22 protein-coding genes are annotated in these 25,726 nt (G+C 43.6%); 12 read left to right on the forward strand and 10 right to left on the reverse strand.

Annotated elements, in window-relative coordinates; genetic code table 11:
- Positions 1 to 313: hypothetical protein (locus tag ACU6U9_RS23010; protein ID WP_446737230.1), on the reverse strand; the 313-nt coding region annotated here is incomplete at its 3' end.
- 63 nt (positions 314 to 376) lie between these two features.
- On the opposite strand from ACU6U9_RS23010, the gene ACU6U9_RS23015 reads away from it, so the two are divergent.
- Positions 377 to 547, forward strand: a complete 171-nt coding sequence (locus ACU6U9_RS23015) for a hypothetical protein (RefSeq protein ID WP_446737231.1) — start codon at positions 377 to 379, stop codon at positions 545 to 547.
- Between the two features lie 24 nt (positions 548 to 571).
- Positions 572 to 1,786: a phosphoserine phosphatase SerB gene (gene serB, locus ACU6U9_RS23020; protein ID WP_446737232.1), complete on the forward strand. Its 1,215-nt coding sequence runs from the start codon at positions 572 to 574 to the stop codon at positions 1,784 to 1,786.
- 100 nt (positions 1,787 to 1,886) lie between these two features.
- Here serB and ACU6U9_RS23025 read toward each other — a convergent pair whose 3' ends face one another.
- Positions 1,887 to 3,962 carry an EAL domain-containing protein gene (locus ACU6U9_RS23025; protein WP_446737233.1) on the reverse strand — a complete coding sequence of 692 codons (2,076 nt, stop codon included), beginning with the start codon at positions 3,960 to 3,962 and terminating at the stop codon, positions 1,887 to 1,889.
- Positions 3,963 to 4,142: 180 nt separating this feature from the next.
- Positions 4,143 to 5,921: a hypothetical protein gene (locus ACU6U9_RS23030; RefSeq protein ID WP_446737234.1), complete on the reverse strand. Its 1,779-nt coding sequence runs from the start codon at positions 5,919 to 5,921 to the stop codon at positions 4,143 to 4,145.
- A 386-nt stretch (positions 5,922 to 6,307) separates the two neighbouring features.
- On the opposite strand from ACU6U9_RS23030, the gene ACU6U9_RS23035 reads away from it, so the two are divergent.
- Positions 6,308 to 7,720 carry an aminotransferase-like domain-containing protein gene (locus ACU6U9_RS23035; protein ID WP_446737235.1) on the forward strand — a complete coding sequence of 471 codons (1,413 nt, stop codon included), beginning with the start codon at positions 6,308 to 6,310 and terminating at the stop codon, positions 7,718 to 7,720.
- Positions 7,721 to 7,831: 111 nt separating this feature from the next.
- Positions 7,832 to 8,143 (forward strand): hypothetical protein, encoded by a 312-nt coding sequence (locus tag ACU6U9_RS23040; RefSeq protein WP_446737236.1) that lies wholly within the window; start codon positions 7,832 to 7,834, stop codon positions 8,141 to 8,143.
- A gap of 108 nt (positions 8,144 to 8,251) precedes the next feature.
- Here the strand turns inward: ACU6U9_RS23040 and ACU6U9_RS23045 are convergent, their stop codons facing one another.
- Together ACU6U9_RS23045 and ACU6U9_RS23050 are read right to left on the reverse strand one after the other, a co-directional pair.
- Positions 8,252 to 10,471: a TonB-dependent receptor family protein gene (locus tag ACU6U9_RS23045; protein WP_446737237.1), complete on the reverse strand. Its 2,220-nt coding sequence runs from the start codon at positions 10,469 to 10,471 to the stop codon at positions 8,252 to 8,254.
- Positions 10,472 to 10,549: 78 nt separating this feature from the next.
- Positions 10,550 to 11,821 carry a cytochrome-c peroxidase gene (locus ACU6U9_RS23050; RefSeq protein ID WP_446737238.1) on the reverse strand — a complete coding sequence of 424 codons (1,272 nt, stop codon included), beginning with the start codon at positions 11,819 to 11,821 and terminating at the stop codon, positions 10,550 to 10,552.
- 175 nt (positions 11,822 to 11,996) lie between these two features.
- Here ACU6U9_RS23050 and ACU6U9_RS23055 point away from each other — a divergent pair, with 175 nt between their 5' ends.
- The 4 genes from ACU6U9_RS23055 to ACU6U9_RS23070 all read left to right on the forward strand — a co-directional run bounded on the left by ACU6U9_RS23055 (position 11,997) and on the right by ACU6U9_RS23070 (position 17,360).
- A complete protein-coding gene (locus ACU6U9_RS23055; RefSeq protein ID WP_446737239.1) occupies positions 11,997 to 13,433 on the forward strand; it encodes an imelysin family protein in 1,437 nt (478 codons plus the stop codon).
- A gap of 94 nt (positions 13,434 to 13,527) precedes the next feature.
- Positions 13,528 to 15,015, forward strand: a complete 1,488-nt coding sequence (locus ACU6U9_RS23060; RefSeq protein WP_446737240.1) for a di-heme oxidoreductase family protein — start codon at positions 13,528 to 13,530, stop codon at positions 15,013 to 15,015.
- Positions 15,016 to 15,019: 4 nt separating this feature from the next.
- Positions 15,020 to 16,180, forward strand: a complete 1,161-nt coding sequence (locus ACU6U9_RS23065) for a DUF1513 domain-containing protein (protein ID WP_446737241.1) — start codon at positions 15,020 to 15,022, stop codon at positions 16,178 to 16,180.
- Positions 16,181 to 16,226: 46 nt separating this feature from the next.
- Positions 16,227 to 17,360 (forward strand): imelysin family protein, encoded by a 1,134-nt coding sequence (locus ACU6U9_RS23070; protein WP_446737242.1) that lies wholly within the window; start codon positions 16,227 to 16,229, stop codon positions 17,358 to 17,360.
- 58 nt (positions 17,361 to 17,418) lie between these two features.
- On the opposite strand, the gene epmB is transcribed toward ACU6U9_RS23070, so the two are convergent.
- Positions 17,419 to 18,453 carry an EF-P beta-lysylation protein EpmB gene (gene epmB / locus ACU6U9_RS23075; RefSeq protein WP_446737243.1) on the reverse strand — a complete coding sequence of 345 codons (1,035 nt, stop codon included), beginning with the start codon at positions 18,451 to 18,453 and terminating at the stop codon, positions 17,419 to 17,421.
- A gap of 191 nt (positions 18,454 to 18,644) precedes the next feature.
- Between epmB and efp the strand changes: the two genes are divergently transcribed.
- Positions 18,645 to 19,220 carry an elongation factor P gene (efp, locus tag ACU6U9_RS23080; RefSeq protein ID WP_446733797.1) on the forward strand — a complete coding sequence of 192 codons (576 nt, stop codon included), beginning with the start codon at positions 18,645 to 18,647 and terminating at the stop codon, positions 19,218 to 19,220.
- 239 nt (positions 19,221 to 19,459) lie between these two features.
- Positions 19,460 to 20,392: an EF-P lysine aminoacylase EpmA gene (gene epmA, locus ACU6U9_RS23085; protein ID WP_446733796.1), complete on the forward strand. Its 933-nt coding sequence runs from the start codon at positions 19,460 to 19,462 to the stop codon at positions 20,390 to 20,392.
- On the opposite strand, the gene ACU6U9_RS23090 is transcribed toward epmA, so the two are convergent.
- The 4 genes from ACU6U9_RS23090 to motA all read right to left on the reverse strand — a co-directional run bounded on the left by ACU6U9_RS23090 (position 20,379) and on the right by motA (position 24,689).
- Positions 20,379 to 21,752 carry an MATE family efflux transporter gene (locus tag ACU6U9_RS23090; RefSeq protein WP_446733795.1) on the reverse strand — a complete coding sequence of 458 codons (1,374 nt, stop codon included), beginning with the start codon at positions 21,750 to 21,752 and terminating at the stop codon, positions 20,379 to 20,381. The two genes, epmA and ACU6U9_RS23090, sit on opposite strands and share 14 nt — an antisense overlap.
- Positions 21,753 to 22,149: 397 nt before the next feature.
- Positions 22,150 to 22,818, reverse strand: coding sequence for a FecR family protein (locus tag ACU6U9_RS23095; RefSeq protein WP_446737244.1), 669 nt, complete (start codon positions 22,816 to 22,818; stop codon positions 22,150 to 22,152).
- Entirely contained in the window at positions 22,775 to 23,803 is a 1,029-nt protein-coding gene (gene motB / locus ACU6U9_RS23100; protein WP_446733793.1) for a flagellar motor protein MotB, read from the reverse strand. The genes ACU6U9_RS23095 and motB overlap by 44 nt, the downstream gene beginning before the upstream one ends.
- A 34-nt stretch (positions 23,804 to 23,837) precedes the next feature.
- The gene (motA, locus tag ACU6U9_RS23105; RefSeq protein ID WP_446733792.1) at positions 23,838 to 24,689 is read right to left on the reverse strand and encodes a flagellar motor stator protein MotA; all 852 of its coding nucleotides are present in this window, start codon (positions 24,687 to 24,689) and stop codon (positions 23,838 to 23,840) included.
- Positions 24,690 to 24,809: 120 nt separating this feature from the next.
- On the opposite strand from motA, the gene ACU6U9_RS23110 reads away from it, so the two are divergent.
- A complete protein-coding gene (locus tag ACU6U9_RS23110) occupies positions 24,810 to 25,019 on the forward strand; it encodes a hypothetical protein (RefSeq protein ID WP_446737245.1) in 210 nt (69 codons plus the stop codon).
- Between the two features lie 34 nt (positions 25,020 to 25,053).
- A partial coding sequence (locus ACU6U9_RS23115) for a hypothetical protein (protein ID WP_446737246.1) occupies positions 25,054 to 25,726 on the forward strand: 673 nt, incomplete at its 3' end.

Consider the following 25,726-nt stretch of genomic DNA (forward strand, 5'->3'; position numbering starts at 1 on the left):
CTTGTAAGCTTACTTGTCGCGTCAAGGTATGGCGCATATCAGCTTGCTCTTGCTCAAGGTGTTCAGCCGCTGAGCGTGTAATCGGCAAGCCTAGAATGGTGCTGGCTAAAATGGAAATTAATAACGCAATAAATAATGCCCGAATACTTAAAGGCCAATTTTTTTCTAATAATGTCATTGCAGTGGCAAATATAATGAAAACAGAGGCCAATAGTATCGGTAATTCAGGTGTGCGCCTACAGCGTGATTCACTATAATGATAAAAAACAAAAATTGTTTTTGTTTCACGCACAAAGGCTAAATGGTTTATCATAGCGGCCTTTTTGAGCAGGCTATCAGCCCCGATTTTACATTCGATGCATAAAAGGTGTACACCATGAGCGATACTAAAAAGCTTCTAGAAGAGAAAACAGCCCAACTAGAAAAAGGCCTGTTCTTTATGAGTAAAGATCGTGCCCGCGCACTGTCTAACCATGAAACTGAAGATTTAGTCGATGAGCTACGTGCTGCGGTTGCCGAGTTAAAAGCACACGCTAACCAGCTGTAATTCCTCTGATACACAGGTGCCCAAGTGAAAGAAGTTGTACTGATTAAGGTCAGCGGTGAAGATAAACCGGGTGTGACCGCTCATATTACCGGTATTTTGGCCCAATATGGTGTGAACATATTAGATATAGGCCAAGCGGAAATCCATGACAATCTTTCCTTGGGGATACTGGCTGAAATGCCCGGTACCGCCGAGTCGGCTGCCGTATTAAAAGATGTGTTGTTTCGTAGTCATGAATTGGGTATGTCGGTGCGCTTTACGCCGGTATCGACTGAAAAGTATGAAAGCTGGGTCGCAGCTCAAGGCAAGCCTCGCCATATTATTACGTTGTTAGCTCGTAAGCTAACAGCCGAACACATAGCTCGTGTGACCGAAGTCGTCGCGCGTTATGAGCTAAACATTGACAATATTTCCCGCTTGTCAGGTCGTATCCCATTAGAAGACGATGAGAGCCAAGGGCCAAACAAGGCCAGTGTTGAATTCTCAGTGCGTGGTCATGCTGATCAAGCCGCTATGCGTGCTGAGTTCTTACAAGTGTCTAGCGATTTAGGTGTGGACATCGCCATGCAGGCGGATAGCCCGTTCCGTCGTAATCGTCGCTTAGTGGCGTTCGATATGGACAGCACGCTTATCGAAGCCGAAGTCATCGACGAGCTGGCCATCGAAGCGGGTGTGGGCGATGAAGTCATTGCCATTACCGAAAGCGCCATGCGCGGCGAGATCGATTTTAATGAAAGCTTCCAGCGTCGCGTTGCATTGTTAAAAGGGCTAGACGAATCTGTTTTAGCACAAGTGGCAGCACGTTTGCCCATTACCGAAGGTGCAGAGCGTTTAGTTTCAACCCTTAAAAAACTGGGTTATAAAACCGCTATTTTATCCGGCGGCTTTCAATACTTTGGTCAGTTTTTGCAAAAGAAGTTAGGCATCGATTATGTGCACGCTAACGAATTAGAAATCGTTGATGGGAAGGTTACAGGTAACGTAACCGGCACCATCGTTAACGGTGAACGCAAAGCGTTTTTACTAGAAGAAATCGCTAAAAATGAAGGCATTTCACTTGAGCAAACCATCGCGGTGGGTGACGGTGCAAACGACTTACCTATGTTAAGCAAAGCAGGTTTAGGTATAGCGTTTCGTGCCAAGCCTTTGGTTCGCCAAAATGCAGAACAAGCCATTTCAACCCTAGGCTTAGATGGCGTGTTGTACTTATTGGGTATTCGCGATCGCGACGATATTTAAGTTATCGCTTACGTATAAGAGCTAAATAAAAAAAGGGTTCGTGCTGAAAAGTAGGAACCCTTTTTTGTTTTATTTTTTACACTATTTTTTGTCGACAGTATCAGTCGTCGTTGAACTCATAATTCATTTGCGTGGTTGGGCCACTTAAGTAGAAGCCTTGAATAAAGTTCACACCGCTTGTCCATAATTGTGCCACGATGTTGGCATTTTCGACAAATGGGACAATAGATGATTTACCATGTTCACTGATACCACTTAACAATTGTTTCAAGCTCTCCATGCCTTGTTCGGTATTTAATTCTTGCGTGAACGAGCCATCGACTTTTACAAAGTCACTGTGGATATGTTCAAACAATTTGTATGGGTCGATGGCGGAGCCAAAACGACTAATAGCGACTTTACAGCCTAGCTTATTCAATGACTTAGTCATGAATTGCGCTTGTTTCAAGTGGTTGATGGCATCGGCTTCGGTGAATTGAAAAATCAATGCATGGCTGGGTAATTTTGATGCTTGCAGCAATTTATGCAGCCACGGCAGTAATGTTTCGTCTGTCAGTGATTCATTTGTTAGGTTGATGAACAACCGTGTATCAAGGCCTTGAACTCGCTGCTGGGCTAAACGCTTACCTGTATTGAGAATCACCCAGCGGTCAATTTTACGTTTTAACTCTGGGCTAATATCGGCCAAGAAGTTTTGTGGCGAAATATCGGTCTCATCACTATCAACTAAACGCAATAGCGACTCGTAGTGCTCACCCGCTTCGTCACGTAAATTAATAATTGGCTGAAACAATAATTTAAGTGTGTTGTTTTTGATGGCGTCTTGAATTTTAGCTTCTAGACGTTCGCTATCGGTATTGGCTAATTGCGCTGGGTTGTATAGGTAAACGCCATTACCTTTCTCGGAGCCTTCTATTTTGCGTACGTGATAGCTTGCTTCGTGAGCATGTTGCAATACGTCTTTAGGTGAGCGAGAGCTTTCATTAATTAACGACACACCAATGCTACAGGTTACTTGAATGGTACGTTGATCAACGGCCACTAAGTGCTCTTGGATCGCCTTGCGAATATGGTCCGCAAAACCTTGAGCTTGTTCGGCTTTGCTGTCGTGTAGCAATATACCAAATACATCTTCCCCAATGCGGGCGACTAAATCTTCTTCGCGACACTTGCTGCGAATTAAGTGGCCCACATCACAGATGACCATGTCAGCGCCTTCAATACCCACACTGGCTTTGCATTTACCAAAGCTGTCGATGTTCACGTAGGCGATCGCCCCATTGGAGCCGCTAATAACCGCTTGGTCAACCGCGTCGCCTAATTTCTCGTTGAAGTATTGTTTGTTATAAAGGCCGGTTAATAGATCTTGCGAACTAATGAGTTTGAGTTTGCTTTCAAGGTCGGCACTGCCTGTATTGGAACGTATCATCACTTGTATGCAAGGCTCATCATCGTAAGTCGCGCGAGCAAACATCATGCGGCTATTCACTTCTTTGCCTGTTATATCAAGCATCTTGCATTGAAATTCAGCGTTACGGGTTTTGCCGGAGTTAAAGTCTTTTAAGAATATTTTAAATCGACCTTGGTCTTTGCTGTAAACCATATCCATTAATGGAATGGTGAGCAGGTCGTCAGAATCGTCGTAACCAAAAACAGAGGCGTAACTGTCGTTTGCAAACAAGTGCATGCCATCTTGAATGTAAGCAATGGCATCTTGTGCGCTTTCTAATAGAACTTGGCAGCGTTTTTCCGCCTCACGTAATAACGCTTCGGCTTCACGCAGTTCACGGCGCAACTTAAGGTTTTTTATTTCTCTTAATACCACTTGCAGTATGTGGTTGTACTCACCGGAGGGAACAAGGTCAACCGCACCACTTTTGATGGCTTTTTCTGCCATAACGCTATCAATTTCATCGTGAAAGTAAATGGTAGGAATGTCTTTACCTTGACGCTGAATTTCATTTAATACGTCTTTACCATTTAGTTGGCTCATTTCCATGTAGCACAGGCAAACATCCCAAACTTGATCGTTGAGCTTAGTCTTAAGCGTGGCCATATCTTGAGCGATATGCGCTCGAGTGGCGTGTCCAGCGTTACGCAACAGACTGGTGACTGTTTCAGCTTCGTGCTGAGATTCTGAACAAATCAGCAATCGAATCGCTTCTTTAGCCTGCATATAATTAAGCTCGCTGCCGTTCTTATAAATAGTGGGTGTTCTGGCGATTATAACGGGTTGTGTCGTTTGCTTTAAGTACTACGGATGGCTTTTAGTGTGAAAAAGTACCGTTTATCAGGTAATTATAGCCGCTTGTATTGAATTGAAGAGACGCCAAGGCCGTTTGAGACGAGCCCTTTGCTAAAGCTTGTCCCAGATCGATGCAAATTCATCGTCAGTATTGCTATCTTTGCTTTTCTTGGGCGGCTCGGTAAGCACTTGAGTTAAAGACTGGTAGTGGTACTGAACAAAGCTTCTTGATGTTGACTGACGTTTGATCAGTTGAATGCGTTGTTGCATGTTGCCATCAACTAATTCGGCTTTACTGCCCACTTTGAATGGCAGTATCGGTAGCAATAATGTTTCTTCTTGGCCCGCCGCGGGTAGTGCAGGTAAGCGAATGCCGCGTAAGTACTCGCCATTTTCTCCTGTTTTATTGAGTATACGCACAGCTACGGGTTCCGCTTTTGGAGCCAGTAATTCAATGCCGAGTTGTGCCGGCATATTTTGACGTGAACGGATCCAGCGAATCGAACCGACGGACCAGTTATTGATTCTAGGCTCTCTGATAATCACCAGCTCACCGGTTTGCACGGTGGCAGGAGGATCAGATAAAAATATGCCATAGCCGCCTGGACTCGTATTTTCTATTTGGGCTGTTAGCTCTTTGCCTTTTGGCCCTGTATCTTCATCGTCATTTTCACTGGTGTTTTTGCTGATAAACGCAATGCTATCGAATGCAATATTCTCGGCATCATGAGAAAAACTATTGCCAGCATCAAAGCTGTTGTCCCACACATCGCCGCCCCGCTTGTTTTTGGGTTTGTTTTCGGCTAATTCTACATTCCATTTTTTTAACAAGTACGGGAAGCTTTTCTCACGTGCACAAAAAAAGTGAGAAGACACTAACCCAATGCCAATCTGTATGTCGCCAGAATTCTGGGTGCGTCTAAAACTGCGTTCCTTCATTCCGCCCCAAGCGTGCAGTAAGTGGCTGAGTAAAGATTCAGATATATTGCCAGGCACGGTAATGATATTCGCTTCTTTATTCAGGTGTTTTTGAAGTGCTTGGACTAACGCACCTGGGTTAAAAGTACGTACCGAACCGGATAATGTGGTTTTCACTAATGAACGATAAACTGGCGCACTATCACCAGTGGCCATGAATACGAATTGTGCTTGGCTGTCTGTGTTTGATGCTAACTTGGTTAAGTTGCTCCACAGTTCGGTTGCGGCATATAGGTTTGCCTGTTCAGACTGACGCAACTGATTGGGTTTGCTACAACCCAGTAATAGAATACGCACATAACTATCAAAAATAGTGGTACTTGCTCGAAAAACGCCTTGGCTGTCTTTTACATCGTACAGTTGGATTTGTTTGCTCTCGGCTAATATATAAAGCTGATGCAGCTCTAACCATGCGTTTTTAGGGGACTGATTGTACAGCTGAAACGCTCGTAATATGGTTTGACTTAAGTCGCTAATCGCACGATGAATAGCAAACGTAAGCAGCTTTGGGGTGTCATTTTTTTTAACCGGCGCATCGGCAATATTAAGAATGATGTGTTTGTAGCCGATGGCCAGCTGGTTTTGTAGGGTTTGCGCGAGCATCACAATTTTAAGATCGTTGTCGTTTAAGACAACCGATTGGTTTAAGAAACGCTTACCGAGCAATTCGCATATGCTGTAAATTTGGCTGCGAATAATTTCGAGCATTTTATAACGCATTATGGGGTTGATCTGGGTAAGGTTTAATTCTCGGCTGGCTTGGTACAATAGTTTGGCTGCGGCACCCACATTGGCCATAGGTAGTTTTTTGCTCCAAGCTTCAAAACCACTTACGCTGCCATCGCAAAAGCTGAGGCTGCTTTGTTGTATGTCTGGGACAGAAATACGCATGTTACCATTAAGCCCTTCCATGATATTTCTCTCGTCAATTTCAGCCAGCAATTGAAATTCCTCTTTGAATTTTTAAGGGGCTGAGCATTGTGAAATGCTACAAATCCATTCTTCCTTGAACGGTAATAAGTTAAATACTAATTACTAACGTCATTATTCGCCAACATTTATGCTTAATTCACATGCTAAAAGCTCAAAAATGGCGAGATTGGCGTCAATATTAGCGTATTTAGGTGTATTACCTAGCATTTTTTAAGCCTAATTAAGAAAAATAACACGATGAAAAATGAGGGAGAGAATAGGGTGATCATATGGATACTGACGGTGATAAGTATATGCAGGATGATATTTTGCTCAGTGCAAATGAATTACACTGACGGCTAATTACCCACGGCTGTATGAATGGTATGAAACAACATCGTTACCAAATTTTAGCTGCAACCCTCAAAGAAGAAATACAATCTGGGCTGTGGTTGCCAGGGCAGAAAATGCCCTCTATCAAAGCGCTGTGTGAGGCAAATCAACTCTCTAAATCAACGGTCATAACGGCTTATGGGTTACTCGAAGCCGAACGCTATATTGAGTCTAGGCCGCGTTCTGGTTTTATCGTGTCGGATAGCGTAATGCCTCATGCCAAAATGATAAACCTACCGTTAAGTAACCCAGCGGTGATTCCAGCGCGTGTTTCTACTCATCAAGTGGTGGTTGATATTATGGAAAAAGGAGCCGCGTTTGATTTGTTGCCAAGCTCGGCTAAAGATCAAGATAACCCTAATCTGCGTCGCAGTTTTTCTAGAGCCTATCGTAAAGCCTTTAGTTATGAACAAAATTATTACGATACGCCGTTGGGCTCACCAACCTTGCGTGCACAGATTGTCAATCGGCTGCATGCAGGTGGCTCACACTTAATAGCCGATGACATTGTTATTACCAGTGGCTGCCAACATGCTTTGCAGTTGGCATTGATGGCGACAACTCAGCCAGGTGCGGTTGTGGCGATTGAGTCACCTGGGTTTTATGGAGCGATTCAATTAATTGAAGCATTAGGCTTACAGATATTAGAGTTACCAAGCTCTCCTATATCGGGTATTTCAATTGATGCGATGACAAGCGCGTTTGAGCAATGGGAGGTTAGCGCATTGATTATTTCGCCTAACTATTCAACACCAACCGGTGCTGCTCTGAGCGAGGATGATAAACAGTCGGTCTTGCGAATATGCCAGCATCATGATGTTGTCATTATTGAAGACGATATATACAGCGAACTTTTTTTTGGTTTGCAACGTCCTCGAACGATTCATTCATATGATGATTCAAATACAGTACTGCTTTGCTCATCTTTTTCGAAGTGTTTATCCCGTGATATTCGTGTTGGTTGGATAGCGGCGGGTGATTTTGTTGAACAAATTAAACGTTTAAAAATCGTGACGACGTTATCGGTGAGTACCAGTGTGCAACAAGGTTTGTCGGACTACATTCAGCGAGGTCATTTTGATCAATATTTACGAAACAAGCGCACACGCTTAGCCAGTCAATGTCTTCAGCTACAACATCTTTTACCTGACTACTTACCCTCAGCGATTCGTTGGAGTAAACCCAAAGGTGGGTTAAGTTTATGGGTTGAGTTAGATGCGAATATTGATACAGCATTGCTGTATGGGCGAGCACAGCATAAAGGCATTACCATTACGCCTGGCATCTTGTTTTCAGCTCAACCCAATTATCGTCATTGCTTACGTTTAAGTTTTGCGCATGAATGGACCGCTCAAAGAATGGCGGCATTAAGGTCGTTAGGCCGTTTAATTGAGGACAATCAATAGAAGAATAAAAACGCCGCTTGTCATCTGTACCCCTATATTTTTCAGAATCTAACCCTATTGCGTGCTGCTTTATCGATATAGACTTCTTCTTTGCAAATAGAGGCACGGCTAATGCGAAAAACGCCAAGAGATTTTGTACATGTTGATGACCTGTGGGAGGCGGACGGTAAGTGGCCTTACTATTTTATCGCACAAAAAGTATGGGTTTATGTTGATGAGTATCGAGCTGAATTGGCTGGTGATCAGGACTATAGTCGAATCATTATCCATTCAACATCAGAACAAGGTTGGATGTATAAACGCCCTTTGAAAGACAAAGTGATTGTGGAGGGTGTACTGAATAAAATTAAGCGTCCTGTCTCAGAAGAACAGCTTGCTGATTTGGGGTTTATTGAATGGACAGGCACCAGTATTAACGGTTAAACAATGCGTTGTTGTTACATCGATTATGCAAACCTAGCGAAAGCAATACGTATGAATGGGTGGCGCTTACGATAAGATAGCACCTGCCAATTCATACGTGAGTATTATCTAAAAAGTAAATTTTGTGCCCACATGAAACGACAGTGGTTTGCCTGGGCGATAGCCATAAGGCTTGGCTGATACAACATATTCATGATCGAATACGTTATCTATTGAGCTATAAAGTTTGATGTTGTGCTTTAACTCATAGCTTGCCGATACATCCACCACTGTGTGCTCATCTATTTTATCCGTCACGGGAATAGCACCTGAACTTGGAATATTACGCATATCACTTTGGTAAAGCACAGAGATATTCGCCTGCCATTTTTCTTGGCCGATACCCGCTTGAAGATTTAGGCGGTGCTCAGGTAAATAACCAATTTCAAATCCATCTTCGATAACAAGATCTTTTTCTCCAAACGCACCGCTGACATCTTTAAAGGATTCGCCAAACTCACCATGACTATAAGTATAGGTTGCGCTCAGCGGCAGTTTGAAATGGTCTAATTGCTTTTCATGTTTCCAGCTTGCTTCAATACCGTAGACTTGTGCGTTTCCTGCATTGGTTTGCTCACCAACGGCGCCGTTTGAGCAGGAGCCCTGAGCAAAACTACAGGTGCCACTGAATTGGGTGTAATCATTTAAAAAGGCGATGACTTCAGCATGACCTAAACCAAAATACCGAAACCCCATCTCATAATTAATGCTTTCTTCTGGTTTGATGTCACCGCTGCCACCGGGTGTGGCAGCTGTAAAGCCTTTATGAATACCGGCTAAGACACCAAAGCGTTGGTTGAGCTGCGAATAGATACCAATACCGGGTAAGGTGACCGACTGCTCTAATTTATCTTCTTGCTCAGCAATACCCGTAAACTGGCCATAAGTGGTCTTGGTCGAAATAATTTCTTCGTGGCGAATCCCCGCGGTGATAGTAGTGTCACCAAAGTGCATTTGATCTTTCGCATAAATAGCCAAGGCTTGCGCATCGTTTTTATTGAGCGTGGTTGTACGCAGGGAATCAGTCACCACTTGCAGTGAGCCATCGGCTAAAGTAGCGAAGTATTGTTCGCTATGGTTACGTTTGATTTCGTCTTCATGATAACGAATGCCTATTTCAATTTCGTGATTCAAACCAAACATGTTTGCTGGCATATTAATGCGAGTTTGAATCCCTTGTGAAACAAAGATGCGACCATTATTACCAATGCGCAAATACTCATCGCTATTGCTGCTGGCGGCTTGACCGCTTAAGACTTGGTAATAGGTTTGATAGGTGATTGGGTCGGCCAATACATCCTGAATGGAAACATTAGCATCGCCATTATCTTTTAATGCTTTGAAACCATTGACCTTAAACCAATCTCGATCAAAATTGTTGCGGTAAACATCGGATGTGATTTTTACGTCCTGTACATCCATTTGATGAGTCAGCTGGAATTGTTCATGGGTCCATTCCATTTCATCTAACGACGAAGCGTTGTAACGACGGTAAGGGTTGGCATCTAAATCATCACGGGTTAAGCCCAAATAGGTTTCATTTGAAAGCTCATCGGCATAGCCCAGTTTTAAAACAAATGAGTGATTATATTGACCAAATGTCTGCCAGCTGGTTTTAACATTAATATCGTTGCGTTCAAAACCCGTATCACCGCCTTTATCTAAATCTTTAAAGCCATCGGCACTAACACGCAGCCCTTCAATTAAATAACCAAAGTCACCCACTTGCTGACCTTGGTATACATTTAAACGTTGAAAATTATCACTGCCGTATTGTAAATCTAATTCACCTTGAGAGTTGTAAGGGATTGGTCGGCTGACCATGTTAATGGCACCGCCTACCGTAGCAGGGCCATATTGAATCGTGGCTGGGCCTTTGAATACCTCAACTGCACTCATGCGCGAAATATTCGGGAAATAATAAGCGGCGGGTGCGGCATAAGGAGCCGGGCCAGAAAGTACGCCGTCTTCCATAATGGTGATTTTTTTACTGCGTTCAGGTGATGTGCCGCGTAAGCCAATATTTGGGCGTAGGCCATAGCCGTCTTCTTCTTGCAGATTAACGCCGGGCACTGCATTTAATACTCGGTGAATATCGGTGTACTCAAACTTTTCGAGTGCAACATCGTCAATTAAGGTGGCAGAGCCTGGTTGGCGAAGAATATCGTCTGCGCCACCTGTGATGTACATTTTTTCTAAGGCTGTCGCTTGTTCATCAGCGAAGACTGGCAACGTAAGGACAAAACTTGTGATAAAGGTGATGGCAATTGGTTTTTTAAAATAAAACACAACAGACTCCGCTGGGAAATTGTGTAGAGAAATAAATATTAGAAAAAAGAAAGGCCCCGCAGGGCCTTTATAAATATGTTACAGGCCGCAACGTGTTACTTTTTGTGTATCAAGTAGGTGCTCGTACTTGGCATCGGTTAAGCTCATAAAAAAGCATACCATGGCCTCAATATTCTCAGGCGTAAGGTTTTTATCATTTTTACTTAAGATATCATGTTCAATGTTGTCCGTTACCTCGGGTGCCGCCCAAGCAATACCTGTTTCTGGATTTAAACTTGCGTCTGGACGGTTTAAGCCGCGTAATTTTGCATGTTCATAAAATTTTAAAACAGTTTCTAATTCGTTAAATACACCGTTATGCATATAGGGTGCAGTTAAGGCAATATTACGCAATGTAGGTACTTTAAATTTACCTTTATGATTTGCTGCGTCTGACTTTTCATTCACGATAGGATTATTAAATAAGCCTAAGTCAGGAACGGTTACCCCATTAATAGCACGTAGGGCGGTGTTTTCAGGCACGCCGATGTTATGGTATTCAAAGCTTGTGAAAATTTCCCCCGCCACACCGATTTCACGCAATTGATGACAGGCAGCACAGGTGAAATCAGAAGAGAAAAATAAGGTTTTACCAAGAGCTGCTTTGCTATTTGGGTCGTAAACATAGTCACCGCTCAAAGATGCATCGTATTTCGAATTGAGAGGGAAAAACGTTTCGCGATTCTTAAATTCAAAATCGCCAATAACCTCTGTCATTGCGTCGTAAGCGGTATCAACATCATTAAAAATATCACTCGAGAATAATCGCTCGAATGTTTCCACATATTCTGTATTTTCTTTGATGCGCTCGATGACGGCTGCTTTGCTTGGCATGTTCATTTCACCAGGATTAAGTGGCGGGCCACCAGCTTGTGCGGCTAAATCTTTTGCACGGCCATCCCAAAATTGTCCGCCGATAAAACCTGTGTAATGACCAATTGTTGATTTTTGATTTTTTACGCGAGTGCGAGAATCGTATTTAAAGTCAGGGCTAAATGCGGCGTAAGCTGCAGTAGGCGCATTGCGATCACCAATGGATACTCCGTTATCGCCGAGCGACCCCGCTGAAACGTGTGATGCGTGATAAGTTGCGTTAATGCGATTATCCACAAAACCGTGCTCAAGGCTGTGGCAAGTGGCACAGGATTGGGTACGGTCGAACGATAGGTTTTGATCAGAAAAGAGCTTTTCACCAAGTGCTTCTTTTGTACTGATAGCGGGATCATTGCTAGAGCTACCACAGCCTATGAGGGCAAATAAAAAAGAGCTGATGATGAAACTGAGCTTAATGGGGGCGTTAATCTTGATCATGTAATGCAAACCACAGGTATAAGGCCTTACTGCCAGCGAGGATATTACTATAAAGATGGAGGAATTAAAATGATAAGTGTTCTCATACTCCTTAGTTATTGCTAATCATTTTCATTTGTATTACTGTGCGGCTCATATTTAACCTCATTCTACTAAAAAAGCATCAGGGACTCGTATGAAACTTAATCAATTGGCCGCTTGCGTAGCAGCAGTATCTTTTCTAACGGCTTGTGGCAGCTCAAGCGACAGTGATTCGGCCCCCGCTATCAACATGGAAAAAGCAGAAGCAGTACTCAGCACCAATGCAGACATTGCATTGGCGGCTTACACCGATTCGGTTGAGACGGCTAAAGCATTGAAAACGGCATTGGCTACTTTCAAAACTACACCTGATGCAACCAACCTAGAAGCCGCCAAAAAAGCGTGGTTGGTTTCGCGTGAACCTTACGGCCAAACAGAAGTATATCGTTTCCGTAATAGCCCAATTGATTCAACTGACTACTCAAGTGAAGACGGGCCAGAAGGTGACCTAAATGCATGGCCACTAGGTGAAGCACTAATCGATTATGTTCAAACTAATGCAACAGACTTCACGGCTAGCCAGGTCGGTGTGACGGCCAATAGCGCTGAGATTAACTCTAACGGCGTAGTAGATGGAACGGTTGCTAATCAAAATATCATTCAATCTGATATTACGATTAACGCTGCTTTACTTGCAAACACAGCAACGGCCAGCGATGAGCATGATGTTATTGCCGGTTACCATGCCATTGAATTTTTGCTTTGGGGCCAAGATCTAAACGGTAATAACGGAACAACAAATGGAACGGATCGTCATACGGCTGTAAACACGGGTGTTGCTGGTGGACAACGTCTTTTAACAGACTTCACTATAGATGTTGCAAACCCAGCTTCTGATGCTGCTCGTCGTCATGCCTATTTAGAAGTTGCGGTTGATAAATTAATCGCTGACTTAGAAAGCGTACGTGACGGTTGGAAAGCGGGTGCCGATTACCGTACTGCTTTCACAACCATCGCTAACGAAAGCCAAGCTAAGCAAAAACTAACAGAAATCCTAACGGGTATGGGTACTTTGTCTGAAGGTGAGTTGGCTGGCGAGCGTATGCAAATTGCGTATTCTTCTAACTCTCAAGAAGACGAGCATTCTTGTTTCTCTGATAATACTCACCGTGATGTTTGGCTAAACGCTGAAGGCGTATCAAACAGCTTTTATGGTCAATATGCGGGTTATGATAGTGATCAAAATGGTACGGATGACGTTATCACAAATAAAGTAAATGGTTACGGCATCAATGATTACTTGCGTGATGTGGGTTTAGATTCTTTAGCGGACGAAGCGGCAGCTAAGTTTGCTGTTACAGAAACGAATTACAAAGCAATTGATACAAAAGCGGGCGAAGGTTTCCCATTTGATGTATTAATCATGGATGAAAACCGTAACGCGACGAACCCTGTTGCATTAACGATAATTGCTTTGAATAAACAGTCAAATGCGATTCAAGATATTGCCACTGAGTTAGGTTTAGGTGATGTAGTCGATGATGATGCTTCTTCATGTGACACAACAACACCTGGCGTAACGTGTGACTAAGCGTCACGGTTAGTTTGAGTGTTTTTTAAAGCCGGGCATTGCCCGGCTTTCTGCGGTTTGAAATCTGCATTTTGTTGTTCAGGTAGTACGCGTTATGAAAAGAATTTTAGCTTTAACATGCTGGTTGTTGAGTGGCTGTGATGTGTATTCGCCGGCATTGGATTATCGTGCCACGCAAGCGCCGCCGTATAATGAATCTGAGTTATTACCGGGGGGAGAAACGTCGGTTTCTATCAAGCCCTTTGCTAGCTTAGAAAAGCCAGCGGCTAACATGACAAGTGAATTGAAGCCGAACTTTCATGCTGGTAAAGCATTGGCAAATCAGCCTTGGATTAAAGCGCCGACGACCACTACGGCCCGTGATGGCTTGGGCCCTGTTTATAATGCTCGAACGTGTTTGGCGTGCCATATTAAAGGTGGCAAGGGGACTATTCCAGATAACAGCGAAACACCGCTTTCTACAACGTTGGTGCGTGTGGGTAAATCACACAACGACCCAAGTGCAACCGCCCAGCTGTTGCAGCAACAAGGTTTGGTTCCGCACCCTGTGTATGGCGACCAAATTCAACATCAATCTACCTCGCTCTCTCATCAATTACGCCATATAGAAAGTGCAAAAAATATCCCTCATGATGTTGCGCCTGAAGCTTATATGCATGTGCAGTGGCAGGAATCAAAATTTGTATTCCCTGATGGCCGTGAAGTCATGTTGCGCAAACCCACTATTGATTTTCGCTATTTGGGTTATGGTCCTTTAGGTGACGATACCTTGTTGAGTATTCGTGTGGCACCCTCTATTCATGGTATGGGCTTGCTTGAATTGATTGAGCAACAAGATATTAATGCCTTAGCGGATGAGGCGGATAAAAATCAAGACGGAATATCTGGTCGAGTAAATCAGGTATGGGATGTAAAGTCGCAAACGGTGAAACCTGGCCGTTTTGGTTTAAAAAGCAATAAACCCACATTAGAAATGATAGTTGCCGCTGCCTTTACCAATGATATTGGTATTACCAATTATTTATTTCCAAACCAGCCTTGCACAGCTAAACAGGAAAACTGTGTGAGACAAATAACAGGCAATGATGACGAAGGTGTCGAGTTGCCTAAGCATTTACTCGAACTAGTGGTGGACTTTAATCGTAACCTTGCTCCGCTCAAGCGGCAAAACCCTCAAACTAAAGCAGTGTTGAAAGGGCGGGAGCTGTTTTACCAATCGGGTTGTAACCAGTGCCATCAACCGCGATTTGTGACTGGCAAAAGTGAACGGTTTACACATTTATCCAAGCAAGAGATTTGGCCATATACGGACTTGTTGCTGCATGACATGGGGCCAGAGCTAGCGGATAATCGCCCTGAATTTTTAGCCAGTGGCCAAGAATGGCGTACGGCACCTTTGTGGAATTTAGGTGATCAGCCTGGTGTCAGTGGCAGCCATGTTTTGCTGCATGATGGCCGCGCGCGCAATGTAGAAGAAGCGATCTTGTGGCACGGTGGTGAAGCCGAAAATGCGAAAGACAAGTTTATTCATTTGCCTGTTTTGCAACGTGAAGCCTTAATGGAATTTGTATATTCATTGTGATGTTATGAGTCAAAAATTAATTAATAAGCCCATTACTCGTCGACGTTTTGTTCAGTCTATATTAGCGCTGGGCGTTACGGCACCTGTGGCGGGTGTTTTGTTTTCACAGTTTAGTCAAGCTCGTGCCAGTGAGATCTGGTTGTCAGCACAAGGGCGTGATGACGAACATTTTAGTTTAGGTTGGGTAGACCCAAATGCGCAGCAAAGCCATGGTGCATTGTCCGGTTTTCGTGGCCATGGTATGTGTCAAAACCCGACGAAGCCTGAAGAAATTATGATGTTTAGCCGTCGCCCTGGTACGTTAGCAGTAAGGGTAAATACCCTAAGTGGCGAAGTGGATCACGTTTTTCACAGTGAGCCAAACCATCATATGCATGGGCATGGTTGTTACAGTGCTGATGGTACGCAACTTTTTTATACTGAATCTAATTATGTGACTGGTGAAGGTAAGGTCACGGTACGTGATGCCAACACGTTAGCGTTTAAGGGCTGTTTTAGTAGTTACGGCATTGGCCCCCATGAAATGGCATTGATGCCAGATGATAAAACGTTAGTCGTGGCCAATGGTGGTTTACGTACGCATCCGGATAGTGGGCGTACAGTATTAAATTATGAATCCATGCGTTCAACGCTTGCTTACATTAATAGTGAGAATGGTCAGTTAATTAGCGAGCATGTATTGGCCGAGCCAAAGGCGAGTATTCGTCATTTGGATGTGGCAGCTGATGGCACCGTTGCCATTGCGTTACAAGTACAGCGCGCCGCCATGAGTGACGATCATCTCGTGCCATTAGCGGCGGTGCATAAAGATGGGCATGACATTGAAGTATTAAATGCACCAACGGGTTTAATCAGTAAACTCAATGATTATATGGGCAGTGTTAAGGTTCATAGTCAGAATCGTTTGGCGGCTTTTACGAGCCCCAAGGGCAATATGGTGATGTTTTGGCATCTGGATGATTTAAGCTTGCAGGGTTATCACTTATTCCATGATGTGTGCGGTTTAACGCTCAGCGCGGATGAACGTTATTTTGTGCTATCTAATTCAGCTGGTAAGATTCGCCAAATCAGCAGTGATACCTTAAAAGAAGATAAAGCTAAGCGGTTGTACTTTGCAGATAAAAGCTGGGACAACCACATGATGACGGTCACGCTACCGGTATAGATAAATTAGTCAGGTGACGTATTAAACACCTGTATTTGGATATTATATGTTTATGAATGTTCGCACTGTAAAAACCGTCATTTTGGCTTTAGCCTACAGCTTTGTGTTAACAGGCTGTGGCAGTGAAAGCTCTACCTCATCAAAAAAACTTGGCAGTGAGGTCGATGTAGCCGCCATTCAAGTGGCTGATAATACAATTATCCCCACTGTGAATAACCTTCAAAGCCAAGCTCAATTACTGGATAACAGCGCAGAACTGTTTTGTGCTGCGGGAAACACCAACGAAGCGAACTTGCTGAGCCTTCAACAGCAATGGAAAGAAACCAATAAAGCGTGGTATCAAGTATTACCGTTTAAATTTGGGCCAGTAGAAGGCGGCTTGGATATTAATATTGTTGAACCTATTTACGCGTACATTGATTATTTTCGCTTTAATAAAGGCAATGACCAAACGTTAACGGTGCGCAACAAGATCAAAGAATGGGTCGACGGCCCAACACCTACGACTATTACCGACTCTTTTATTGCACAGAAAAGCTCGAGCCTTGTGGGCTTTTTACCTCTAGAGGTCACTATTTTTGAAACAACGGATACGCAATCTGGTGTTGTATCGGATGTGCTGAATGAATTTTCTACTCAGGCCCGCAAGTGCCAAGTATTAACGGCGTTATCGAGTCAATTGCTTGTGAAAATCAATGAGATTCAAGAAGGCTGGGTGAGTAACTACGCTGAAAAAGGTAAAAGCTTTCGTGATATGTTAGCGAATGATGAATTAAAAGATGCAGATGTGAATGACTCGGGTGATTCAGCTATTTCAAAAATCACTGTGTCGGTACAAGATTATTTTGATTACTTAAAAAATAGAGATGTAACGGAAAGCACGAGCCAAATTTCGGGTTCTATTTGGCAAAGTGTTGAAGCCTCCATACTGTCAGTGGATGAAGTATTAGCGGGCACGAATAAAAGTTCGGTCAGCCTAAATGCCATTATGAAAAATAAGGGTTTGACGGGTACGGTGGCGTATCTTAAAGAAAACATTGCCACACTACGTACTGCAATTACCGCTGAAAATTCGATAGATTTTAAAGCCGCCGCCGGTACATTAGATGGCAACTTTAAACGTGAACTTCCAGACGCCCTTGATGTTAGTTTAGGGTTTAATTTTACTGATGGTGATTAATATATAATAAGCCATGATGAAAAGGGCGAAAGCCCTTTTTTTGTATCTGCTGTTTAGTCTAAATAGGAATCAAGGTTTTAGACGCCCGCCCATCCACCTCACGCACAAGCTTAGGCACAAGAAAACCCGGCAGTGTTTTTTGGATCTGTAAAATTAACTGTGTGGCGATAGGCTCACTTACATCAAAATGATGAGCGCCCACAACCGGATCAAGTAAGTGAAGATAATAAGGCAGAGCATCAAATTCAAATAAGCGCTCACTTAAGTCAATGAGACTTTGCGCGTTATCGTTCACCCCTTTTAATAACACGCTTTGATTTAAAACATGAATGCCAGCGTGTTTGAGCGTTTGCAGTGCGTGACCCACATGTTCATCAATTTCGTTAGCGTGATTGGCATGCACCACCATAATGCTTTTCAATCGGCTTTGCTGTAGACGTTTAACAACGTCATCGTTAATACGATCCGGAATCACAATGGGCAAGCGACTATGAATACGTAGGCGAATTACATGGGGAATCGCTTCAATCGCGTCGATTAAATCAAATAAACGTTTGTCTGAACTGGATAGTGGGTCACCGCCACTTAAAATCACTTCATTAATTTCTGGGCGCTGTTTTATGTATTCGAGTGTATCAAGCCACTGCTGGCGGCTTAAGCGGTTATCGTCATAAGGAAAATGACGACGAAAACAATAACGACAATGAATGGCGCAACTGCCATTCACAATTAATAACACACGATTTTTGTATTTATGCACAATACCAGGTGTTGTGTTGCTGCTGGCTTCACCTAATGGGTCAAGCACAAAGCCGGTTGGTGGTGTTTGCGTTTCTTCAAGCAATGGCCAAATTTGGCGGAGCAGCGGGTCGTGTACATTGCCTTTTTCGATGCGATTTATATACGCCATTGGTGCACGAATCGGAAAATCATTAGCCCCTTCAATACCCGCCGGTAGCAACGATTTTGGCAACTCAAGATAGGTTAGCAACTCATGGGCGCTATAAGAGATATTGGCGAGTTGCTGCTGCCATGATGGACTTTCATCGCCACTGGCAGTGATAGAGTGAATATTGATGTGTGGTGTATTCATGACAAACGCGGCAACCAAAGACGGCTTTAAACCGTTTATATAGAGCAAATAGTGTATTTTGGGCTATTTTGCGTCATTTGCACATGGCTTTGTGCGATATAGCGAATTTCTAGCTACTGCCTAAAGCCTTTGATATGGGGTATTATAGCGCCCTTAATTTTTTGATACTCCAAGCTAATCGGTGACTTTCCATGGCGAACTATTCAACTAACGAGTTTAAATCCGGCCTTAAAGTGATGTTAGATGGCGACCCATGCTCCATCTTAGAGAACGAATTTGTTAAGCCAGGCAAAGGCCAAGCCTTTAATCGTGTGAAAATGCGTAACCTGAAAACCGGTCGTGTTTGGGAACGTACGTTTAAGTCTGGTGAAAAACTAGACGGTGCAGACGTAATGGATTACGACATGGAATATCTATACACCGACGGTGAGTTCTACCACTTCATGGCCACAGATGGCTCATTTGAGCAGTATCCCGCTCACCCAGATGCAGTAGGCGACACCAAAAACTGGCTAAAAGAGCAAGAGAAGTACGAAGTTACTTTGTACAACGGCGCGCCAATTTCTGTAACCCCACCAAATTTTGTTGAACTTGAAGTGGTTGAGACAGATCCAGGTCTGAAAGGCGATACTGCTCAAGGTGGTTCTAAGCCAGCTTACTTGACCACAGGCGCCATGGTGCGTGTGCCATTGTTCATCAACATCGGTGAGGTTCTGCGTATCGATACACGTACTGGTGATTATGTTTCTCGCGCTAAAGGCGAGTAAGTTTTAGAAAACCAAAGCGACGCTTGCGATCAATCTGTCGGGCAATGCCCGACTTATTTATTTACTGTATTACACCTCAGTGAGCGATAAGCCTATTAAATGGTAGGGTGGCCCACCTTTTTTACACCTGACAATATTCAACCTACAAACATAATGACACTGGATAACACCGTGACGTGTTTTCTGTTTGAGCGTCGCTTGTCCAGTGTAATGAGCACTTTACATAAAGGGACTTAATAATGCCTTGGCAACCTTCCGCTTCTATTGAATCACTCCAACAACGTGCAAAGTTAAACGCGTATGTGCGCGAGTTTTTTCGTTTGCGCGATGTGATGGAAGTGGAAACCCCTGTGTTGTCAAAAGCCGCAGTTGATGATGCCAATTTGCAGCCTGTTATCGCACAAGCTTGCGATCAACCTATGTATTTACACACCTCCCCAGAATACCCAATGAAGCGTTTGCTAGCAGCGGGCAGCGGCGATATTTATCAAATTTGTAAAGTTTTTCGCGATGGCGAGGTGGGGCGCAGGCATAACCCTGAATTCACCATGCTGGAATACTATCGCTTGGCGTTTGATTTAAAAACATTAATGGACGAAGTGGCCCAGTTAGTGGGTGACTTTTTATATCTTCAGCGTCGTATTGATTTAAGTTATGCACAAGCGCTTAAGCAATATGCGAATTTAGATGTATTTAATGCTGACGATATTGAGCTGAGAGATCGTGTAACCGAGTTTGTAGGTCAGGATTTAACGCTCAGTCGTGATGAGTGTTTAGATATCATTATGAGCCATGTGGTCGAGCCGAGTTTACCGCAAGGTGTTATGGTGTTTATTTTTAATTACCCTGCCAGTCAAGCGGCGCTAGCCCGAACGTTCGAAGACAATGACAGTAACCCATTGGCAAAACGGTTTGAGTTATATGTGAACGGCTTAGAACTTGCGAATGGTTACCACGAATTGGTGGACTTATCTGAGCAGAAAAATCGATTTAAAACACAGGCTGAACGTTATGGCAGTACCCGAGTATTAGATGAGCATTTTTTGGCAGCACTTGAACAAGGTTTACCCGATTGCAGCGGCGTTGCAATTGGGTTAGATCGTATTTTAATGCTTAAGCAAAATAGCTCATCTATAAAAGACGTATTAAGCTTTGATTTTAATCGTGCTTAACTGAGTCGATATGCTTATGGGGTTGATTGCGTAAAAATAACACCATCGCCAGTAAAAAGGTTAAACCTTCTGCTATGGGCAGTGCCCACAAGAAAGGAATGCTTGGGGCATAGTAATAGAGTATAAATATCAATAAACTTGGCAGAATAAGCCCTCTAGATAATGCGATGGTGGCAGATTCTTTTGCCGCATGAAGGGCGGTTAGGTAGGCCGAAATACAAATAGTAAAACCATTCACTAAAAAGATTGGCCATAAGATGTCTACGTAATCAATGGCTAGCTTAGCCGCGTCCTCGCTATCATCGTTTAAGAACATAGAAACCATTTGTTCTGTGAAGCCAAGTAACAACAAGATGAAAACAAAGCTGGTAATCGCGCAGGCGATTGCAGTGATTATCGTGTATTGTTTGATGCGTTCAATGTTACCCGCTCCAAAATTTTGACTGACAAATACCTGGCAAGCTTCAGAGATTGAATACACCACCATAATGCCGATGAATAATAAATAGTTAATGATAGTAATGGCCGCGACACCGTTCGTACCGGCCGTTGTAATCAGTAGCCAATTCAAAATAAACGCAATGATACTGCCACTCACCTCGTTGATGAATTCAGATAAACCATTAAAGCTGGCATGCATCACCTCTAGCCAATTTTGTTGCTTAAATCTAAAATATAGCTTTCGTTTTTTAGACATGAAATAAGTGGTAAAAAACACAAAAGCCGATATTTGTGCAAAGCCTGTGGCCCATGCCGCACCGGCTAGTCCCCACTCAAGTTCTACTACAAAAAAATAGTCCAAAATAATATTAATGATCGACGACATTAAAATCCCAATGGCCGAGAAATTCGCGTAACCATCAATGCGCACAAAGTAATACATTACAATGATAAACATTTCGGCAATCATGAATGGAAAGCGTATACGAAAATATTCACTCATTAATGGCATTAATTCTGGTGTGGCACCTAATGCTCGAAAGAGGCCTTCTTCAAAATACAGACCTAGAGATACTGTGATTAAAGACATAGATATGCAAATAATCAGTATTTTACTAAAGACCGATGACGCTCGATTAAAGTGTCCTTGGCCTATATATTTACCACCGCGCACCGAGCCACCAACCGCTAACATGTAGCCGATGCCAAATACGATGGTCAGAAACGGAATCAAAAGATTAATGGCGGCTAATGCGGTTGCACCGACAAAGTTACCAATGTAAATACCGTCGATTAATGATGCAGAAGAGAATGCCAGCAAGCCAATAATCGATGGAATAAACAACGCAAAAAAATTGCTCACAATTGAGCCGCTTAAAATCGGGTTTTTTTGAGACTCTAACGAACTATTGGATGACACGGCAGGTCCACATTATAATTTTCAACCCTATATTATCAGCAGACTAATAAGATATATCTATATCTCTTATTAGGTAGTTTAAAATACAAAGACAAAATCGGTGATATAAAATATTCGTTTTTTTGTTAATAACACAGTGTGTCATTATATATCATAGTGAGCTTATTCAATGAAAAATTATACTCTTAAGATTTAAGCATTCACTTTATGTACCTTTGGCTAAACTAATCGGGTCAGCGCAAGTGATCATTGTGCGAGAGAACGTGTTCAATTTTAGAATAGGGTGAGTCAGTTTCAGCGACGTTACAATAGGATTAGCTTGCCTTCGAATATACAAACAACCCCATGTGTTATTGGTAAAGTCTGAATTTTATTTTTTAAACGCTGAACCACATAGCTAAGGCTGCTTGGTTTGCGTTAAATTAAGGGCTTTATCGAGTTTTTTTTGTGGCCATTTACGAGGGGATAAAGGCGGCATATTCGGTTTTAGCGTCGTGCCTTCGCCAGCTTGAGTTAATACGACTTTACCAAATTCATTGCTAATTTCTAATGTGTGATCACTCTCTAGTAATACCACATCAATGCTTTGATCATCTTGTAAATTACCGCTCCAAAAATCAGTGCCTCTAATGCCAATCGTGCCGATGGGTGTGTTGACGGTAAAGTTGGGTGAGGCTGCTTTTGTTATAGCCCCAGTGACAATTCGAAATGCACCTTTAATGAACTCAAAACTAGCCTGTTTTTTATTCGGGTTAAAAATAAAGTCATCAATATGCATGGTCGTATCACTGCTTAGCGTCAGTACCGTGCTGTCGCTAAAGCGGATAATTGCTCGTGCGTTTTGCTGAGTATGAATTGTATCGAGTCGAAAAATATCATCCCCTCGCTGCGCGAGTTTGGTTATCCCCTTATCTGATTCAATCATCATCTTGGGTTTAATAAATACGACTTTTGCCACGGGCTCAGCCTTTGCGTAAGTGGCAAAGGCGGTCAGCATAATAATGACGTATGCGATTAAACGATTACCAGAACGCATCATCTTGTACATCGGGCGGTGCTTGATCATATTGTTTTGTATCCTTGCTGCGTTCTTGAAGTTCTTGCAATATGCTACCGGTTTTACTGACGGCTTCGTCGCGCTCTTCATCGACCTCGCCAACATCACCTTCCGCATCTTGTGCGTCTTTATCAGCGTTGTAACCACCCGCACGGGAGGCTATCGCTTTATCAGTGCGTTTGTTTAGCACCACAATGGCAATGCGTCGATTAATGGGGTCGGTTGGGTCTTCAATATTAAAATGCGCTTTATCCCCCATGCCGACCACCTGTGCAATTTTAACTTCTGGCAGCCCCGCATCACCCAGTGCGCGGCGAGCGGCATTGGCTCGACTAGCGGAAAGCTCCCAGTTACCTGCGTCCCAAACATTGGAGTTGCCGCTGCTATCGGTGTGACCAGTAATCGACACGCGGTTGGGCACAGAACCTAGAATAGGGGCTAACTCGTACAAAATATCTTCGGCATAATATTTTAAGCGCGATGAACCTGGGTCAAACATGGGGCGGTTGGTTTTATCCACAATTTGAATACGCAACCCTTCGCTGGTGATATCCACCTTCACTTGATCTTTGTAGGGGCTCAGCGTGGCGCTGTCATTGATTTTTTCTTGGAACTCCGCCTCCATTGATTCTAGGCGTGCTTGTTCAATAGCCTCGGCGGCACTTTCAATTTCTTCTGCTTGCAACACTTGTGTTGGGTCGACGGTTTGGCTGGTGGCCACATTATTTTGTACCGAGGGGCTACCGCCTAAATCAATGACCCATTTACTGGGGACCCTTTTCCCATCTTCATAGGCGGCTGGGTCATTAAAGTAGCCGGCGACAGCGGCGATTTCTTCTTCGTTAGATGAGTTGATTAACCATAGAATTAAAAACAGCGCCATCATAGCCATGGCAAAGTCAGCAAGCGCCACTTTCCATGCGCCACCATGGTGAGCATGGGCGCCTTTTTTTACGCGTTTGATGATGATGTTCTGTTGGTCAAACTTATCCATGTTATGACCTCAAATCACGCGGGGGTGTTTATCATTAACGGCCTCTTACTTTTGATTCGAGCTCGTTAAAGGTTGGCCGACCATGAGAGAAGAGTACTTTACGGCCAAACTCGACGGCCAGCTGTGGAGGCAAGCCATTCACTGATGCAACTATGGTCGCTTTGGCCGATTCATAGAGCTTTATTTCTTCGTGGGCATTGTGTTCCATTTTACTGGCGATGGGGCCAAAGAAACCGTAACCAAACAGGATGCCAGAGAAGGTGCCGACTAATGCGGCGGCGATGTGACGGCCTAATTCTTCCATGGGGCCATCAATGGCGCCCATGGTTATCACGATCCCCAATACTGCGGCTACGATTCCGAAGCCGGGCATGGCGTCTGCGATTTTTTGCATGGCAGTAGCAGGCCCAGTTAACTCGTGCAGCCGAGCGTCGATCTCCATATCCATTAGTGCGTCTAATTCGTGGGCTTGCATGTTACCGGCTGCAATTAAACGAAAGTAATCAGCAATGAAATCGGCTAAAGCATGGTTGTTTTGAATCGCAGGGTATTTTGAAAACACACCACTTTGTTGTGGGTTTTCTACGTCGCTTTCGATAGACATCATGCCTTCTTTGCGACTTTTATTAAGAATGTCGTAAATTAAACTTAAGCAATCCATGTACATGGCTTTATTGGCTTTGCCACCGGTAACCACCTGCGGCAATACTCTAAAGGTATCCATGTGTATGGGGCCGGGGTTGCTAATAATATGAGCGCCAATGCCGGCACCTAATATGATCAAGAACTCATAGGGCTGCCAAAGCGCAGCGAGTACACCATGGCTTCCAATGTAGCCGTAGACCACACTGAAGCACACAACAAATAAACCAACTATGAATAACATTCCTGTTGTCCCTCTAAGCCCGTTTGTCTTTAAAAAATTAAAGGACAAATCCGTGGGCCAGTTTGCTCAAAGTCCGACTATAGTTAATTAAAGTTTAGAAAAGGGCTTTCCTCAAATCGAATGGAAGTAAAAACCACGAAAGGGGCGCGAGCTTGGCTTGAATTGGCCACATCAGCTCAATTGCCCATCTTAAAAGTCTCAGCCCAGCTGCTTACTAAGCAAATTAAATCGGGGGCGTCTCTTGCTGATATGGCCCACACCATTGAGCGAGACCCTGCTTTGTGCCTGCATTTATTCTTAGCGGCTAATCGCGAAAAGTGCCAATTCTGATACAGCCATTTTGAACTTGAATCATGTGATGACCATGTTGGGCATGCAGGGCGTGATTCATTACATTAAACAAGCACCCAAAATGACGCTTCATAAAAGTGATGCGCAGCAAAAAGGCTACCTACAAGCCCAAGCGGTGAGTACTTTGGCTGGTACGCTTGTGGATCATTGGGCGCAGCAAACCCATAGCGGTTCTGGTGAAAAGTTAAAATGGGCGACTATTTTAGCGGGGGCACCTACGTGGTACATGTGGCATGTGGGTTATGGCAAAATGAGTGAATGGCAATATCGAGTGCAACATGATTTTGAAGGCAGCGCGAATGTAGAAAAATCAATATTTGGCTGCTTGCTTGAAGATGTATACCGCATGATTGGTCGTCAGATCCAGCTACCCGAGTTATCCCAACAAATGTTAGAGCGTGCACAATGGCCTAGCCTAAGGCAATGGTCTCAAATGTTGAGCGATCAACACATGCGCTTTAGTGATGACGACCATGTACTGCGACATTTAAAAAGCAAACCGACAACCATTATGTTGTTGCTTAATCACCTTGCACAACAGGTGCAAAGAGGCTGGATGTGCCACAGAGTACTACGAAGTGAGCGGGTATTGTCGCACTTAAGTGGCGTCGATCTTGGGCATGTGACAGCGCAGAACCATCAGCTAGCCATTAAAATGAGCCGACAATTAATGGTCGAACAAGTAT

Source organism: Pseudomonas sp. HK3, assembly GCF_052920985.1.

Bases quoted from the DNA above. Each gene is read 5' to 3' on its own strand.
- ACU6U9_RS23030 (WP_446737234.1), bottom strand. From the start codon at position 5,921: ATGGAAGGGCTTAATGGTAACATGCGTATTTCTGTCCCAGACATACAA.
- ACU6U9_RS23060 (WP_446737240.1), top strand. From the start codon at position 13,528: ATGAAAAGAATTTTAGCTTTAACATGCTGGTTGTTGAGTGGCTGTGAT.
- motB (WP_446733793.1), bottom strand. From the start codon at position 23,803: ATGGATAAGTTTGACCAACAGAACATCATCATCAAACGCGTAAAAAAA.
- ACU6U9_RS23035 (WP_446737235.1), top strand. From the start codon at position 6,308: ATGAAACAACATCGTTACCAAATTTTAGCTGCAACCCTCAAAGAAGAA.
- efp (WP_446733797.1), top strand. From the start codon at position 18,645: ATGGCGAACTATTCAACTAACGAGTTTAAATCCGGCCTTAAAGTGATG.
- ACU6U9_RS23015 (WP_446737231.1), top strand. From the start codon at position 377: ATGAGCGATACTAAAAAGCTTCTAGAAGAGAAAACAGCCCAACTAGAA.
- motA (WP_446733792.1), bottom strand. From the start codon at position 24,689: ATGTTATTCATAGTTGGTTTATTTGTTGTGTGCTTCAGTGTGGTCTAC.
- ACU6U9_RS23110 (WP_446737245.1), top strand. From the start codon at position 24,810: ATGGAAGTAAAAACCACGAAAGGGGCGCGAGCTTGGCTTGAATTGGCC.
- ACU6U9_RS23050 (WP_446737238.1), bottom strand. From the start codon at position 11,821: ATGATCAAGATTAACGCCCCCATTAAGCTCAGTTTCATCATCAGCTCT.
- ACU6U9_RS23055 (WP_446737239.1), top strand. From the start codon at position 11,997: ATGAAACTTAATCAATTGGCCGCTTGCGTAGCAGCAGTATCTTTTCTA.
- ACU6U9_RS23065 (WP_446737241.1), top strand. From the start codon at position 15,020: ATGAGTCAAAAATTAATTAATAAGCCCATTACTCGTCGACGTTTTGTT.
- ACU6U9_RS23095 (WP_446737244.1), bottom strand. From the start codon at position 22,818: ATGATCAAGCACCGCCCGATGTACAAGATGATGCGTTCTGGTAATCGT.
- epmB (WP_446737243.1), bottom strand. From the start codon at position 18,453: ATGAATACACCACACATCAATATTCACTCTATCACTGCCAGTGGCGAT.
- ACU6U9_RS23070 (WP_446737242.1), top strand. From the start codon at position 16,227: ATGTTTATGAATGTTCGCACTGTAAAAACCGTCATTTTGGCTTTAGCC.
- ACU6U9_RS23025 (WP_446737233.1), bottom strand. From the start codon at position 3,962: ATGCAGGCTAAAGAAGCGATTCGATTGCTGATTTGTTCAGAATCTCAG.
- epmA (WP_446733796.1), top strand. From the start codon at position 19,460: ATGCCTTGGCAACCTTCCGCTTCTATTGAATCACTCCAACAACGTGCA.
- ACU6U9_RS23040 (WP_446737236.1), top strand. From the start codon at position 7,832: ATGCGAAAAACGCCAAGAGATTTTGTACATGTTGATGACCTGTGGGAG.